Raw genomic sequence first — 16,516 nt, 5'->3', positions numbered from 1 at the left:
TCGATTTGAGAAATATTATTCTGGAAAAAATAGAGACGAAAAAATAATCCCCTTCTAATTTCCGGAATGACCTTATTTTCTACTAAATAATTAGTTGGTTAGTTATTTGATATTCACCTCGTTAGCGATTCCAAGGGATGTAAATCGCATCTCTAGAATTCTAGGTTCTTCAGGACTACTTTCACAACCAGGGGCTGGATCGATATAGTAGACATAATAGGTTTGGCTTCGCTTGTACAGCTCCTGGTCTTCTGGTTGCCCGAGCGACTTAATGATGGCTTTCTGATAGAGACCAAGAAACTTCGACTTCACTTTGACCAATTCGTCAATCATTTCAGCACGATCTCCCTTGCAACCATTGATATCTTCCTTCCACCTTTTGGTATCGAAATCACCCAAGTCAGTGGGGCTTGAACAACCTACAGTGAGTATGATGATGAAGAAGGTAATAAGTAGAGATATGCGCTTCATATTAGCTGTTTTTCACAGCCTGCGAAGTTACTGATCGGGTCTTCAGTAACCAAAACAATGACCCAAAGATAAATACCAATGTTGCCGTTATCGTTATCGGAGACAGGTCAAAATTGGTCAGAAAGTAAAGGAGTGTTACCGGAACAAGAAATAGCCTAAGGATTTCCAGAGGCAAGGCCCAGCTTCTAGATTCAAATAAGCCACCAAAACTTACGGTAGAAATAATGATTAAGCCAGCCACGGCTGATTTCTCTAGGAGGCTTTCATCAAAACGAGCCATATTGAAGAGAAAGAATGCTGTTCCAGCTAAAAGAATAACATAGTGCATAAAGACATAGGCATTCACAGCCTTGATCGCATGAAGATCATACTTCTGATAGGTTTTCCTATCGACATCATAAGGAGCTCGATACCCACCCATACTCTCAGGGAGCCATCCGGGTTTTTGAAAAACATACTTCAGTTTGTCGGAGAATTTTGGGATACGTTTGATGTCAGCAATCATGTCTGAGTAGTGGGCTATATTAGCCCAAATGGGGTTCCAACTGTTAAGGTTCTTAGTTATGCCGTAAGTAGGTTTTTCTTCTTCCACCTTGAAGGTGCCGAACATTTTATCCCATATGATAAATGTTCCTGCATGATTCTTATCAATGTATTTCGGGTTTCTCGCATGATGTACTCGATGATGGGAAGGTGTATTCATCACGGCTTCAAACCATTTTGGAAGTCTGTCGATCGATTCGGTATGAATCCAGAATTGATAAAGGAGGTTGAAACCAGAAACCGACAGGAGTACAAGTGGATCGATGCCTGCAAAGGCCATGGGGGTATAGAAAAGCGATGTCCAAATGATCTGCGTGGAGCTTTGCCTAAGTGCTACAGAGAGATTGTATTCTTCGCTTTGATGGTGCACACTATGCCCTCCCCAAAACAAGTTTACTTGATGACTCATCCGATGTGCCCAGTAGTAAAAGAAGTCGTAGGCTATAAAGGCAATAACCCAGGTTAAGGCACTGTTTTCTATCGTTTCAAATCGAAAATGCTCATAGAGGTAAGTATAGAAACCAATGGAGAACACTTTGAGGAAGGCCCCGGTGACTTGAGAAGTGACGCCACAATTGATATTCGCAATGGCATCGTTCAGTCGGTATGACTTAGTTGCCTTGATGCGATGAACGATCAATTCAATGCCGATGAGGAGGAAGTAGACAGGAATGGCAATGACGGTCGGGTTCAGACTCATTCCACTAACTTAATGAAAAAAGAATTCTGAGTAAATCAGGTCGAAAGGGTAACTGCTTTTTGCCTTGTTGTTTTAAACCAAATAGATGAGGATAGGAGGTATACAAGGGCAATGATCAGCAATGTGAAGCCCGGATTAAGACCACCGAAGATATAGACAAAGCCGATGGACATAAATACAATTCTTATGACTTCAAGTCCTCGACTCCATTTTCTATGTTCAAACAGAAGGCCAAAAGAGGCCACAGAGAAGATGATCAAGATGGCTGATATTACCTTTTGGGCAATATCCATCTCGGTAAGAAAGTACAAGAAAGAGAGGGTGGTGAGCATAATCACTACAAACTGTATGATTACATAGAGATTGAGTCGGGTAGAGGTTCGGTTTTGGAACTTCTTATAGTTAGGGTCTATTTCAGGAGCAGGCTGATAGCCACCCAGGTACTCAGGTTGCCAGCCAGGTTTGTTCACCAATAGCCTCAGCTTGTCCTTCAGTTTAGGAATTCTCTTGAGATTCTTATAAATCTCTGTGTAGTGTGCAAAGTTTGCCCAGACTGGATTCCAACTTTTCAATGGTTTTGTGATGCCGTATTGGGGTCTTTCTTCTTCTGCCGCGAAACTTCCAAAGAGCTTATCCCAAATGATTAAGGTCCCTGCATGGTTTTTATCAATGTATTTTGGGTTTCTGGCATGATGTACCCTGTGATGAGAAGGCGTATTAAAGACAGCTTCGAACCATTTGGGCATTTTAGAAATCGACTCAGTATGAATCCAGAACTGGTATACCAAATTGATCCCCTGAGCAACGATAAACACGATAGGATCAACACCCAAAAGTGCGATGGGCAAATAGAACAGAAAGGTCCAAAGAATCTGGGTTGAACTTTGTCTGAGCGCCACTGAAAGATTGTACTCCTCACTTTGATGGTGCACGCTGTGACCTCCCCAAAAAAGATTGATTTCATGACTCAATCTATGTGCCCAGTAGTACATAAAGTCAAAGGTGATAAAGGCTACAGGGAATGCCCACCATACCATAGGAATGTGGAAAAGTCCATAATTGGCTTCCATGTAGGTGTAAGCATTAAAAAGTATAACCATGAGGAAGGCTCCAGTAATCTGAGATACAACACCACAATTGATGTTGGTCATGGCATCCTTTAGGTTGTAAGATTTGGTAGCATTAACCCTGTGAATGATGAATTCGATGCCTATCAGAAGAAAGTAAACAGGGATAGCAATTACAGATGGGTTAATGCTCATTGACCAACTATTATGTAAAGTGTCTTGGTTAAAGACTCTAATCTCTCTTAAGAGGTTGCCGCAATCACCGAATATTAAATTGATATACCATGAAACCGGTTCTATTAATTATCTTCGCGCTCGATTAATAGTGAGCAATGGATAAGTTTATAGGGTTCTTCAGAAATGTGACGATTTTATTATTTACTGGAGCTTTGATCTGGTCTTATGCCTTTATGGCCAGTCAGGTAAATTACAGGTTTGATCCTGCTGGGGATGCGCTCGGTACAGCCAACAAGAATACCTACTTTTTCGGAGCCATGGCCATCTTTCTTCTGGCTAACGTAGTTTGCTATTATTTCACAAGAGTACTCAAGAAAATCGATACGACAGAAGATGGTAAGGGGATCAGAAATCGATCTCTGAAGAAAGACCTTATAACATGGATTAAAGGTTTTGCAGGGGTACTCAATTTGTTCTTCAGTTTGATACTTGTTTTCCTTGGTTTAATGAACATGTCGGCAGACTACAATATCAAGACTCTAGGCTTTTATGTTTACTTAGGACCTATATTGATTTTGGGTTGGTTCTTTTACCTGGCAGTCATACTTGGCAAACGAAGAAATTAGTAATCTTCTCATTATCAGAGCATGAGCAATTGCTTCTTCGGAAGCTGGCTTATTGACGTGCATTTCTAGATTTTTAATTCTAAATTCCGCTTTCAATTTTGTGCTAATGAGCACGGTTGATTTAGAACCTTTTTGTTTTGAAATTTTGAATGGCGAATCAAGTAGCGAATTATACCGAAGATAGCATTCGGTCCCTCGATTGGAAAGAGCACATTAGACTAAGACCCGGGATGTACATTGGGAAGCTTGGCGATGGATCGGCTCAAGATGATGGCATTTACGTATTGGTAAAAGAAGTTGTCGATAATAGTATCGATGAACATATGATGGGTTTCGGAAAAACCATCGATGTCAAAGTTTCCGAACACAAAGTCGAAGTTAGAGACTATGGAAGAGGTATTCCTCTGGGTAAAGTAGTCGACTGCGTTTCCAAGATCAACACCGGTGGAAAGTATGACTCAGGAGCTTTTCAAAAGTCTGTGGGTCTTAATGGGGTAGGTACCAAAGCAGTGAATGCCTTGTCCACTTATTTCAAAGTACAGTCTTACCGCGATGGCATGACCAAAATTGCCGAATTTGAGCGAGGTGAGATTACTAATGATGCAAAGGAGATTAAAAGCAGTGGTAGAAATGGTACTCAAATCGTATTTAAGCCAGACGACACGGTTTTCAAGAATTACCACTTCATTCCCCAATACTTAGATGATCTCATTTGGAACTATTGCTTCCTGAATGCAGGGCTCACCATCAATTTCAATGGAGAAAAGTATCACTCCGAAAAGGGACTATTTGACCTGCTATCGAGAAAAACTGATGAAGACAACCTAAGGTACCCAATTATTCATCTGAAGGGTGATGACATAGAACTCGCCTTATCTCATACCAATCAATACGGAGAAGATTATTATTCATTTGTAAATGGTCAGTATACTACACAGGGAGGTACGCATCAGGCGGCCCTTCGCGAAGCAGTTGTTAAGACCTTAAGAGAGTTTTACAATAAGAATTTTGATGCATCCGATATCAGAGCTTCGATAGTTGGTGCTATTGCGGTGAGAGTACAAGAGCCAGTCTTTGAATCGCAGACCAAAACTAAGTTAGGTTCTCAGAATGTTGCTCCCGATGGACCTACCATGAGGACTTTTGTGAACGACTTTGTGAAAAAAGCCCTTGATGATTATCTCCATAAGAATCAAGCAGTGGCCGATGCCTTGTTGAAACGTATTCTACAGTCAGAACGCGAACGTAAAGAGATTGCGGGCATTAAGAAATTGGCCAATGAAAGGGCCAAAAAAGCAAACCTTCACAATAAGAAGTTGAGGGATTGCAGAGTGCACCTTAACGATACTAAAAAGGATGAGGAGCTGCGAAATGCAACTACGCTTTTTATCACAGAAGGAGATTCTGCTAGTGGATCGATTACCAAATCAAGGAATGTACAAACCCAAGCGGTTTTCAGTTTGCGTGGAAAGCCATTGAACTGTTTTGGACAGACCAAAAAAGTGGTTTATGAGAACGAAGAGTTCAATCTCCTGCAGCATGCACTCAATATAGAGGATGGACTTGAAGGACTTCGCTATGACAAAATCGTAATTGCTACCGATGCCGATGTTGATGGCATGCACATACGATTATTGTTGTTGACCTATTTCTTGCAATTCTTCCCAGACCTGGTGAGAAGGGGGCATGTCTACATCTTGGAAACCCCACTTTTCAGGGTGAGAAACAAGAAGGAGACGATTTACTGCTACAGCGATGAAGAAAGGCAGCGTGCCATAATGAAACTAGGTAATAAACCTGAAATCACCCGCTTCAAAGGGCTTGGTGAGATTTCTCCGGATGAATTCAAGAATTTTATTGGTGAAGATATGAGACTGGAGCCAATCATTCTCAAGAAAGACACGAGCATCCAGGAGCTGTTGAAATTCTACATGGGAAAGAACACACCAGACAGACAAAACTTTATTATCGACAATCTAAGAATAGAGAAAGACTTGGCTGAGGAGGCCGCTTAGACTAGCATGAGTGACGAGACTATTGACGATTTAAGCAACGAGGAAGACGGAAAGATCAGGGAAGCGATTCCCGTATCGGGTATGTACGAAGGTTGGTTCCTTGAGTACGCATCATATGTAATTCTTGAAAGAGCAGTACCTGCCATTGAAGATGGACTGAAACCGGTTCAAAGAAGGATTCTACACTCCATGAAGGAGATGGATGACGGTAGGTTCAACAAGGTGGCCAATGTGATTGGTCAGACTATGCAGTATCATCCTCACGGAGATGCTTCCATTGGCGATGCCATCGTAAACATCGGTCAGAAAGACTTGCTGATTGAAACTCAGGGTAACTGGGGAGATATTAGAACTGGAGACAGAGCAGCAGCAGCCAGGTATATTGAAGCCAGACTTTCGAAGTTTGCCCTTGAGGTAGTTTTTAATCCACAGACTACCGAATGGCAGCTATCTTACGATGGACGTAAGAAAGAGCCAGTAACACTTCCCGTTAAATTTCCACTTCTACTTGCACAAGGGGTAGAAGGTATTGCAGTTGGGCTTTCAACCAAAGTGCTTCCGCACAACTTTATTGAGCTTATTCAAGCTTCTATTAAGGTGCTTCAAGGTAAGAAACCGAAAATCTATCCAGATTTCCCGACAGGGGGAATGGCTGACTTTTCTGAGTACAATGAAGGAAAGCGTGGAGGAAAGGTAAAAGTTAGGGCAAAAATAGAGGAGGTCGATAAGAAGACAATCGCAATTAAAGATATACCGTTTGGTACCACAACCACTGGATTGATTGACTCTATCATTAAGGCCAATGATAAGGGCAAAATCAAGATCAAGAAGGTTGTTGATAATACGGCAGAGGACGTTGAAATCCTTATAGAATTAGCCTCAGGTCAATCACCTAACATTACCATTGATGCCTTGTACGCCTTTACAGATTGTGAGACAAGCATTTCACCAAATGCATGCGTGATCATTAAAGACAAGCCTCATTTTGTCACGGTGACGGAAATGCTCCAGGTCTGTACTGAGCAGACCGTAGAACTGCTAAGGCAGGAACTGGAAATCCGCAAGGCTGAACTCTTAGAGAAGATTCTATTCAGTTCTTTGGAAAAAATCTTTATCGAGAATCGCATCTATCGCGATATCGAGGAGTGTGAAACTTGGGAGTCGGTTTTAGAAACTATTGATAGGGGGCTAGATCCTTTTAAGAAAGAGTTTTATCGAGAGATTACCACTGAAGACATTGTTCGACTTACCGAAATCAAGATCAAGCGAATCTCCAGATTTGATGCCTTTAAGGCGGATGAGCTCATGCGAAAGCTCACAGAAGAGCTTGCAGAGGTAGAACATAACCTAAAGAATCTGGTAGAGTATGCCATCTCTTATTTCCAACGACTTCTTGAGAAGTATGGAAAGGGACGTGAGCGTAAGACAGAAATCAAGTCTTTCGAGAATATCAAGGCTGCAGTGGTGGCGGCTAACAACGCCAAACTTTACGTAAACCGAAAGGATGGCTTTATTGGTTATGGACTAAGGAAGGACGAGTTCGTCTGCGAATGCTCGGACATTGATGATATCATCGTTTTCAGAGCTGACGGAAAGTTTCAGGTTGTGCGAATCTCAGACAAGATCTTTGTTGGTAAGGACATCCTGTGGGCTGGTGTGTTTAAGAAGAACGATGAGCGTATGGTCTACAACATGATGTATCTCGATGGTAAGTCGGGTCGAACCATGGTGAAGCGCTTCCAGGTTTTGGGTGTTACCAGAGATCGTGAATATGATCTAACCAAAGGTGAAAGAGGCTCAAAGACACTCTATTTCACCGCAAACGCTAATGGTGAAGCGGAGCTAGTCACGGTTTATCTGACTTCGGGTGCTAAGGCCAGGGTGAAAGTATTCGATTTCAACTTTGCCGATATCGACATCAAAGGAAGAGGCTCTGGTGGAAACATCGTCACTAAGTACCCAGTAAGAAAGATTCAGCTCAAGATGGAAGGCCGTTCGACTCTCGGTGGATTAGATATCTGGTATGATGAGTCTGTCGGTCGATTGAATCGTGATGAACGAGGAACCCATTTGGGTAACTTTCAGGCCGATGATAAGGTATTGGTGATTTACAATAATGGAGAGTACGAATTGACCTCATTCGACTTAAGTAATCGATACGATCCACCAAAGATTCACTATATCCATAAATTCGATCCAGAAGGAGTCATCTCTGCCATTCACTATGATGCCGCTACTGGAACACATTATGTGAAACGTTTTCAAGTAGAGACTTCCACTAAGGATAAGAAGTTCATGTTCATAAGTGAGGAGAAAGGCTCGAAGCTACTTCTGGCAACGACACTTCAGGATGCACAAATTGAGGTGCATTACACAGTGAAGGGCTCTAGAGAAAGAAAAACCACGGTCTTTGATATGGACATGCTCATTGATGTCAAAGGCTGGAGGGCTACCGGTAATAAGCTATCACCTCATAATGTTAAAAAGGTGGTACTTCTTGGTGGAAATGACAAGTCCGCTGCGGAAGGAGAGTCAGCACCAGAAACTGAAGCTGAAGAGGAGGTAACTTCAGTGCCAAAGGTTGAAGCGGAAAAGACTCCAGTCGAAAAGGAGCCGGCTGAACCAAAGGAGGAAAAGCCAGTAGAAGAAAAGAAGGCTCCTGAAACACCAAAAACGGAAAAACCAAAGCCAGCACCAGAAAAGAAGGATGATGACAAAGGTGGTGCAGGTAATTATAATGTAGGGGACACGATAGAATTGTTTTAAGAGTTAATGCTCGGTAAGGGTGTCAACAATATGGATTGTCTTTAATTCAGACGGTCTTGAACAGCCGTTCTAAGGTTGTTAAAATATTGTTTGTTCATCTTCCGAAGCTGTTGGCCTTTTTGTCAACGGCTTTCTTTTTTTAATGACCACACCTTGAGGAAACAAATAATTGATATGTTGGAGGAGTATGTGACTCCTCATAAGGTAGCCACCATAGATGAAGTCCTTTCCCAAAGAACACGTCATCTTACGGTCGTATTGGAGGACATCTATCATGCCCAGAACGCGAGTGCTGTGATGCGAACTTGCGATTGCTTCGGCATACAGGACTTATACATTACCCAGCGCTTGCATGACTATGAGGTGAATCCTAATGTGGTCAGAGGAGCATCCAAATGGGTGAGCCAGTACAAGTATGAGCGAGAGGAGGAAAGTACCGCTAAATGCTTTCTCGACCTGAAAAAGAAAAATTATCGCATAGTTGGGACAACCCCATCTAAGGAAGTTGCATCTATCCACGAACTAGATATAAGTCAGAAAACTGCCATCGTTTTTGGTACGGAACTAGAGGGCTTGACGGAGTATGCAAAAGAGCAGGTAGATGAATTGGTTCACATACCGATGTACGGGTTCACCGAATCATTTAATATTTCGGTGAGTGCAGCGTTGTTGCTCCAAGAATTAGTCTCAAGACTAAAAAGTAGCAATATCGTCTGGCAATTGACAGAAGATGAGAAAGAAGAATTGAAACTTGAATGGTATTCTAGAATAGTGAAACGATCAGATATTCATATAAATAATTTCATGAGGGAACATTCTCAGAATTCTAAGAGTTAACAACAGAATTAAATTAGCCTTACCCTGACTTTTTATCTCTTTATTGCGTTAAAGAAGAGTTTGTAATTAAAAACACGCCACTTTGAAACTGAGAATACTTTTATCTCTTACCATTTTACTCTCCTTAGTTTACACGCTCCAAGCACAAACAGTGATTGAGGGTAAAGTGACAGATGCCGAAAGTGGTGACCCTATTCCATTTGCCAGTGTTGTAATCAAAGGTACTGCTGTAGGTTCTCCGACAGATTTTGACGGCTTCTACCGAATTGAAGGAGATGCGGCCTCAGATACCTTATTGGTTTCCTTCATAGGTTATGAAACTAAGTATAAGGTTTATCAAAAAGGGATCACTCAAACGATCAATTTCCAATTGACCCCAGAAGCAAAAAGCCTAGATGACTTTGTGGTGTTTGCAAGAAAGCAGGAGAACCCTGCTTTTGCCATCATGCGTTCGGTGATCAAAAACAAGAGCAAGAACGATAAGAGAACACTAGATGCCTATGAATACGAGAGTTATAATAAGATTCAGATAGATGTAGATAATATCTCTGAGCAGTTGAGGCAAAAGAAGTACATGCAGAAGATTACTGCAGTACTAGATTCCATTGAAGTGATAGCCGGTGAGGATGGGAAACCCATCTTGCCATTGTTTATATCAGAATCACTCTCTAAGTTTTATTATCGTGATGATCCAAGGTTACAAAAGGAGGAGATTCAAAAAACTCGAATAAAAGGTGTGGCCATTGAAGATGGGTCGCTGATTTCTCAGATCATTGGTTCTTCTTTTCAAGAGTATAATTTCTATCAAAACAGAATGAACATTGTAGAGAAGGAGTTTGCTTCGCCTATTGGGGATGCATGGCGAATTATCTATGATTATGAACTTCAGGATAGCCTTTATCTGGGAGATGAGTTTGTTTATCTACTTGACTTTAAACCTAAGAATGATCAGGAGTTAGCATTCTTTGGGAAACTGTGGATTAGTAAAGAAGATTATGCGGTCAAGCAGATTGATGCAACAATGCAGCCAACGGCCAACTTGAATTTTATTGATAGAATCAAAATTCAGCAAGAACTAGAGAGAACCGAAGCTGGTGCCTGGTTACCCATTAAATCCAGAGTATTGATTGATGCTTCGGAAATCACAAAGAAGTCTGCTGGATTCCTTGCCAAATTCTACACGTCCAACAAGAACATCAAGATTACCGAACCTAAGCCTACTAGGTTTTTTGAAAGAACAGTAGAACTAGCCGAAGATGCCCGATATACTGATGAAGACTTCTGGAAGAACAGCCGTCACGACAAGTTGAGTGATACAGAGGTCAATGTAATGGCGATGATAGATTCGTTGAACAACATCAGGTTTGTGAAAACCTGGACCAACATTCTCAAAACCGTTGCAAGGGGATATTTTGAAGTTGGAAAGTTAGACTTGGGCCCATGGCCTTTTGTTTTCGGTATCAATGATGTAGAAGGCGTGAGACTTCGACTTGGCGGTAGAACGAATGAAAACTTCAGTCGTAAGTGGCAGTTCAATGGCTATGGTGCCTATGGATTTGATGACGAGCGATTTAAATACGGTGTTGGAGCGAATGTAATTCTGAACCGAGAGAAGTGGACAACACTCAACTTAAGTTATCGGAATGATCTGGATCAATTCGGAATTCAACCTGATGCTGTTACCTCACTATCGGATGGGAGTGCCTTTTTGGCTTTGACCCAATTGGGGAATCTTGTAAGGCCTTTTAGATATGAAAGGTATCAAATCGAAGGTTTCAGGCAATTCTCAAGATCCTTTTCAGCAGCCATTCAGTTGAAGAAACAAAACTACAATCCTGAATTTAATTTCAGGTATAGCACAGATTTCAACAGGGTTGATGCACCGCTGGCGTCTGATTTTGAGACAGCTGAAGCAACCATCAGACTCAAGTTTGCCAGAGACGAGACTTTCTTGGTCAATGATAACAACCGTTTCAGTTTGGGTACGCTCAGATGGCCTATCTTCTTACTTTCCTATACAAGAGGCTTCAAAACGCTGGGTGGAGACTTTGAGTACAACAAGATCAATTTTGGCGTTTCACAAAGAATCAAATTAGGCTTTTGGGGAGTTTCAAGATATCAAGTAAACGCTGGACATATTTTCGATGATGTACCTTACCCGCTATTGACTGCGCATATCGGCAATGAGCAATTCGTATACACTGATATCGCCTTCAATACTATGAACTTCTACGAGTTCGTCAGTCAGTCTTTTGCTTCCCTTCGATATCAGCATAGCTTTGAGGGCTTTGTCTTCAATAGAATACCGTTGCTCAGAAAACTGAAGTGGAGGCTTGTTGGTACTGGTAATGTACTCTTTGGTGGTGTAAGTCAGAGCACTTTAGACGCTCAAATTAGAACCGATGAAGGTGGCAATGATCTGCCTTTTTTCAATGTACTTGAAAATGGAAGGCCTTTTGCCGAGGTAGGTTTGGGTGTTGAAAACATATTCAAAGTTTTCAGAGTAGATTTCATCCGTAGACTGACCTATTTGGAAAACCCAGGAGTGGATAGAACAAGTATCAAACTCAGTTTCAATTTATCGCTCTAAATCAATCAATAAAGAGCCTTTTCAGTAATTATTATTGCATATTTGCATTCGCAAAATTTGATTTTAATAAATCCTGTTGGTTTGTAGCAGCAGGTACCGATTAAAATGAGCCAAGAGCAAATAAAAATCACCTTACCTGACGGTAGTATCAGAGAATACGCCAAGGGATTATCAGCGATGGATGTCGCTTTAAGTATTAGTGAAGGATTAGCCAGAAATGTACTGGCTGCTGAAGTAAATGGAGAGGTTTGGGACGCCAATCGAACCATAGATCAAGACGCTACGGTAAAACTACTCACCTGGAACGACCAAGATGGTAAATCGACCTTTTGGCACTCTTCAGCACACTTAATGGCTGAGGCATTAGAAGCGCTCTATCCAGGAGTGAAGCTTGGTATTGGTCCATCCATTGAGCATGGCTATTACTATGATGTCGACTTTGGTGATCAGGAATTTGATGCAGCACATCTCGATGTGATCGAGAAAAAGATGTTAGAGTTGGCTCGCCAGAAGAATGTTTACGAAAGAAAGGATATTTCTAAAGAGGAGGCCGTGCGCTATTTTGAAGAGAAAGGTGATGAGTACAAGCTAGAGCTCCTCGAGGGACTTGAAGATGGTAACATTACCTTCTATCAGCAAGGAAACTTCACGGATCTTTGTCGTGGCCCTCATATTCCTCATACTGGTTCTATCAAAGCAATTAAGTTGTTAAGTGTGGCAGGGGCCTATTGGAGAGGTGATGAGACCAGAAAGCAACTGACCCGTATATATGGAATTACTTTCCCTAAGCAGAAGGAACTTACAGAGTATCTGCACATGCTTGAAGAAGCAAAGAAGCGGGATCATAGAAAGCTCGGTAAAGAACTAGAGCTATTTACTTTCTCAGAAAAAGTGGGGATGGGGCTTCCATTGTGGTTACCAAAAGGGGCTAAGCTGCGAGAACGCCTCGAATCCTTTATGAGAAAGGCTCAGGTTAGATCTGGATACGATCCTGTGGTTACACCACACATCGGTCATAAAAACTTATATGTGACTTCTGGTCACTATGAAAAGTATGGAGCTGATTCTTTCCAGCCGATCACTACACCGCATGAAGGAGAAGAGTTCTTGTTGAAGCCAATGAACTGTCCTCATCACTGTGAGATTTATAAATCGCAACCAAGATCTTATAAAGACCTTCCGATTCGCTATGCTGAATTTGGGACGGTTTATCGATATGAGCAAAGTGGAGAGCTTCATGGTCTGACAAGGGTTAGGGGTTTTACTCAGGATGATGCCCACATTTTCTGCATGCAAGAGCAGGTAAAAGGTGAGTTTATCAAAGTGATCGATTTAGTACTCTATGTTTTCGAGTCACTTGGCTTTGAAGACTTTACCGCTCAGATTTCTTTGAGAGATCCAGAGAACAAAGAGAAGTACATAGGTACGGATGAAAACTGGGAGCTAGCAGAGCGAGCAATCATCGAAGCTTCTGAAGAGAAAGGTTTAAATACAGTCACTGAACTAGGTGAGGCTGCTTTCTACGGACCTAAGCTGGACTTTATGGTGAAGGACGCATTGGGTAGGAAGTGGCAATTAGGAACCATTCAAGTTGACTATACATTGCCAGAAAGGTTCGAACTAGAATATACAGGTTCTGATAACCAGAAGCATAGACCGGTAATGATTCACAGAGCACCTTTTGGTTCGATGGAACGATTTGTGGCCGTGCTGATTGAACATTGTGGAGGTGAGTTTCCGCTTTGGCTAACACCAGATCAGGTTGCTATTCTTCCTATTTCAGAAAAGTATGCTGATTATGCTCAAAGTCTTTACAAGCTTTTAGAGTCAGAAGATATCACAGGATTTGTGGATCACCGTGATGAAAAAATCGGAAGAAAAATCAGAGATGCTGAGGTAAAAAAGATTCCAATCATGCTTATTGTTGGTGAAAAAGAAGCTGAGGAAAATGCAGTTTCTGTTAGGCGCCACGGACAGGGTGATGTAGGAAGTTTTAAAATCGATGATTTCATTTCCTATTTTGCTAAAGAAAAGGCTGCCTCAATGGGGCAGCAATAATAATTTAATAAAAAACGTGAGTATTGGTTATTAGAAAATATTGCCGATATTTGCAGTCATTTTGATAAAACAAGGAGGTAAAAATCGCTAAAATGAGAAGGCGCTATCCCCCGAGAGGAAGGGTAGAAGAGCCATATAAAGTAAACGGTAAGATAACTGCACGCGAGGTTCGTGTTGTAGGAGAAAATGTAGAACAAGGTGTGTTTCCGCTAAGTAAGGCCTTAGAAATGGCACGCGAGCAGAGTTTAGACCTTGTAGAAATCTCACCGAAAGCGGTACCACCGGTTTGTAAAGTAATTGATTACTCGAAGTTTAAATACGAGCAGAAAAAGAAGCAAAAGGAGATTAAAGCCAAAGCTGCTAAGACTGTTCTGAAAGAAATCAGATTCGGACCCAATACAGATGATCATGATTTCGACTTCAAATTAAAGCATGCAATCAACTTCCTAAAAGAGGGAGCTAAGGTAAAAGCCTATGTTCACTTTAAAGGAAGAACCATTGTATACAAAGAGAGAGGAGAAATCTTACTCTTAAAATTTGCTCAGGCTTTAGAAGAGTATGCTAAGGTGGAGCAATTACCAAAACTTGAGGGTAAGAGAATGTTTCTCTTTTTAGCCCCCAAGGCGACTAAGAAATAATTAATAAATAATTATATAATGCCTAAAGTAAAAACTAAATCAGGAGCGAAGAAACGTTTCAAATTGACAGGTACTGGCAAGATCAAAAGAAAGCATGCTTTCAAAAGCCACATCCTGACGAAGAAAGAGACGAAGCAAAAGCGTAATCTTACTGGTACAGGTTTGGTAGACAAATCTGACGAGAAGAACGTTAAGCACATGCTCAACATTTAAAAAACCATTAAAGGTTTCATGTTTAACCGGAGTTTTGGTCTTAAGAACCTTCGAAAGTAGGACGCCAAAAATCAAAAACTTAGAAAAATGCCTAGATCAGTTAACACAGTAGCTTCAAGAGCTAAAAGAAAAAGAATCCTCAAGCAGGCCAAAGGCTATTGGGGAAGAAGAAAGAATGTTTGGACGGTAGCAAAAAATGCCGTTGAAAAAGGTCTCGTATATTCTTACAGAGACAGAAAAGCTAAGAAAAGAGAGTTTAGAAAGCTTTGGATCCAGAGAATCAATGCTGGGGCGAGACTTCACGGAATGTCATACTCTCAGTTTATGGGAAAACTTGGCCAGTCTGGTATCGAGTTGAATAGAAAGGTACTTGCTGATTTGGCAATGAACCACCCAGAGGCTTTTGAAGCTGTAATCAAGAAAGTAAATAAGTAAGATAGCTTACTGCTTTAAGAACCCCGACTTGAGAAAGTCGGGGTTTTTTATTTTAGATACAGTTTGGTAGAATGCATGAATTTGATTTTTAAGCCCTCATCTGACTTTTCCAGAAGCATGCTCTCATACCAGGATCTGTCGCTGGGAGTGATGCCTTGATTAAAATAGTAGAGGTGAGCTAAAGAGCCTTCGGACTGAATCACTGGATCTAAGATGGACCACTTTCGGCCTAAAGTGTTTGGCATTAGAGATAGAAGGCTATCGGTATTCCAAATCACATCATGTTCGAACATTTCGAAGTCTTCTGTAAGTATTGAGCTCATCAGTGTTGTGTCGCCAGTCCCAAGCGCTACAAAGAAATCCAAAGCAACAGAGTTCACTTCGTCATCAGTGATAGGTGAACTAGATGTTTGTCTATCCACGGACATGCAGGCAGATAAGAGAAAAAGGGTAGTGAAGAGTATTGAAATGAGCTTTTTCATAGCGATTTATTTTGTCCTTACAAGTATCGTCATATTGACATAGAATTTTTGAAAAAAGGTGTCAATATATGTTGTGTTTTCAAACGATGAATACATATCTTTGCACCTCCAAAAATGGCGAGGTACCTGCCTGCGGCAGGCAATGCTCAGAACTGAGCAAGGGTACACAATCAATTTTGGATCAATGTCATGCCAAGGAGTGTCATTGATTATACCAACATGGCGAGGTAGCTCAGTTGGTTAGAGCGCAGGATTCATAACCCTGAGGTCACGGGTTCAACTCCCGTCTTCGCTACTAAAGCCCGGTTCTATTTGAGCCGGGCTTTTTTGATAACCAATCAAATGATTGTAAGTGCATTAAATCAATTGTGAATGCGATCATTCATGACAAAAGACTGCTCATTAGGTATGCGGTTTGTTATGTAATAAATAAGTCATATATTATTTCATCAAGCGATTTTTTAGCCTATGGGAAAGAACAAGTTTATCACCGAATTCGAGATTAACGCTTCTCAAAAAATGCTTTTTCCATACCTGAGCACAGCCAGTGGTTTGGCTCAATGGTTTGCAGATGACGTTAACATTAATGAAGACAAGGTTTATAGCTTTCTTTGGGACGGAGAAGATCACAGAGCAATAAAAGCAGCTCAACGTGCTAATGTGAGTGTTAAGTTTGAATTCTTGCCGGAAACGGACGAGGACAAGGATGATCCAAACTATATAGAGCTCAAGTTGAATGTGAACGAACTGACTCAGTCCGTTTTTATTCAAATTACCGATTACTCAGACTTGGATGATCCAGAAGAGCAGCAAGACCTATGGGAAAACATAGTCTACTCGCTTAAGCAGATCATTGGGGGCTAATCTTTATTTCTTCATTTCTTTTGAAAAAATAGCT

14 protein-coding genes and 1 tRNA gene are annotated in these 16,516 nt (G+C 41.3%); 11 read left to right on the top strand and 4 right to left on the bottom strand.

Going from position 1 to position 16,516, the window contains the following annotated elements:
* Window positions 1-102 precede the first annotated feature (102 nt).
* The 3 genes from BFP97_RS05740 to BFP97_RS05730 are packed head-to-tail and all read right to left on the bottom strand — an operon-like array spanning window position 103 to window position 2,976.
* Entirely contained in the window at window positions 103-471 is a 369-nt protein-coding gene (locus tag BFP97_RS05740) for a hypothetical protein (RefSeq protein ID WP_069841492.1), read from the bottom strand.
* A gap of 1 nt (window position 472) precedes the next feature.
* Window positions 473-1,714, bottom strand: coding sequence for a sterol desaturase family protein (locus BFP97_RS05735; protein ID WP_069841491.1), 1,242 nt, complete (start codon window positions 1,712-1,714; stop codon window positions 473-475).
* Window positions 1,715-1,749: 35 nt separating this feature from the next.
* Entirely contained in the window at window positions 1,750-2,976 is a 1,227-nt protein-coding gene (locus BFP97_RS05730; RefSeq protein WP_069841490.1) for a sterol desaturase family protein, read from the bottom strand.
* 137 nt (window positions 2,977-3,113) lie between these two features.
* On the opposite strand from BFP97_RS05730, the gene BFP97_RS05725 reads away from it, so the two are divergent.
* From BFP97_RS05725 to rplT, 9 genes are all read left to right on the top strand, one after another.
* Window positions 3,114-3,584 (top strand): hypothetical protein, encoded by a 471-nt coding sequence (locus BFP97_RS05725; protein WP_069841489.1) that lies wholly within the window; start codon window positions 3,114-3,116, stop codon window positions 3,582-3,584.
* Window positions 3,585-3,733: 149 nt separating this feature from the next.
* Window positions 3,734-5,599: a DNA topoisomerase IV subunit B gene (locus BFP97_RS05720; RefSeq protein ID WP_069841488.1), complete on the top strand. Its 1,866-nt coding sequence runs from the start codon at window positions 3,734-3,736 to the stop codon at window positions 5,597-5,599.
* 6 nt (window positions 5,600-5,605) lie between these two features.
* Entirely contained in the window at window positions 5,606-8,365 is a 2,760-nt protein-coding gene (locus BFP97_RS05715) for a DNA gyrase/topoisomerase IV subunit A (protein ID WP_083262447.1), read from the top strand.
* 153 nt (window positions 8,366-8,518) lie between these two features.
* A complete protein-coding gene (locus BFP97_RS05710) occupies window positions 8,519-9,202 on the top strand; it encodes a TrmH family RNA methyltransferase (protein ID WP_255399360.1) in 684 nt (227 codons plus the stop codon).
* Between the two features lie 82 nt (window positions 9,203-9,284).
* The gene (locus BFP97_RS05705; RefSeq protein ID WP_069841487.1) at window positions 9,285-11,792 is read left to right on the top strand and encodes a DUF5686 and carboxypeptidase-like regulatory domain-containing protein; all 2,508 of its coding nucleotides are present in this window, start codon (window positions 9,285-9,287) and stop codon (window positions 11,790-11,792) included.
* A gap of 105 nt (window positions 11,793-11,897) precedes the next feature.
* Window positions 11,898-13,850, top strand: a complete 1,953-nt coding sequence (thrS, locus tag BFP97_RS05700; protein WP_069841486.1) for a threonine--tRNA ligase — start codon at window positions 11,898-11,900, stop codon at window positions 13,848-13,850.
* A 92-nt stretch (window positions 13,851-13,942) separates the two neighbouring features.
* Window positions 13,943-14,488 (top strand): translation initiation factor IF-3, encoded by a 546-nt coding sequence (gene infC / locus BFP97_RS05695; protein WP_069841485.1) that lies wholly within the window; start codon window positions 13,943-13,945, stop codon window positions 14,486-14,488.
* A gap of 18 nt (window positions 14,489-14,506) precedes the next feature.
* Window positions 14,507-14,701, top strand: a complete 195-nt coding sequence (rpmI, locus tag BFP97_RS05690) for a 50S ribosomal protein L35 (protein ID WP_069841484.1) — start codon at window positions 14,507-14,509, stop codon at window positions 14,699-14,701.
* An 87-nt stretch (window positions 14,702-14,788) separates the two neighbouring features.
* On the top strand, window positions 14,789-15,136 hold the full coding sequence (gene rplT / locus BFP97_RS05685) for a 50S ribosomal protein L20 (protein ID WP_069841483.1): 348 nt from the start codon (window positions 14,789-14,791) through the stop codon (window positions 15,134-15,136).
* Window positions 15,137-15,183: 47 nt separating this feature from the next.
* On the opposite strand, the gene BFP97_RS05680 is transcribed toward rplT, so the two are convergent.
* Window positions 15,184-15,618 (bottom strand): hypothetical protein, encoded by a 435-nt coding sequence (locus BFP97_RS05680; RefSeq protein WP_139135199.1) that lies wholly within the window; start codon window positions 15,616-15,618, stop codon window positions 15,184-15,186.
* Window positions 15,619-15,839: 221 nt separating this feature from the next.
* On the opposite strand from BFP97_RS05680, the gene BFP97_RS05675 reads away from it, so the two are divergent.
* A tRNA-Met gene (locus BFP97_RS05675) sits at window positions 15,840-15,913 on the top strand.
* Window positions 15,914-16,086: 173 nt separating this feature from the next.
* Complete coding sequence (locus tag BFP97_RS05670; RefSeq protein WP_069841481.1) at window positions 16,087-16,482, top strand: START-like domain-containing protein; 396 nt, start codon at window positions 16,087-16,089, stop codon at window positions 16,480-16,482.
* Window positions 16,483-16,516 lie beyond the last annotated feature (34 nt).

Origin of the sequence: Roseivirga sp. 4D4, assembly GCF_001747095.1 — a bacterium.
In the GTDB taxonomy this organism is placed as follows: Bacteria; Bacteroidota; Bacteroidia; order Cytophagales; family Cyclobacteriaceae; genus Roseivirga.
The sequence above is the reverse complement of the archived record's forward strand: the minus strand, read 5'-3'. Positions and strand labels throughout refer to the sequence as shown.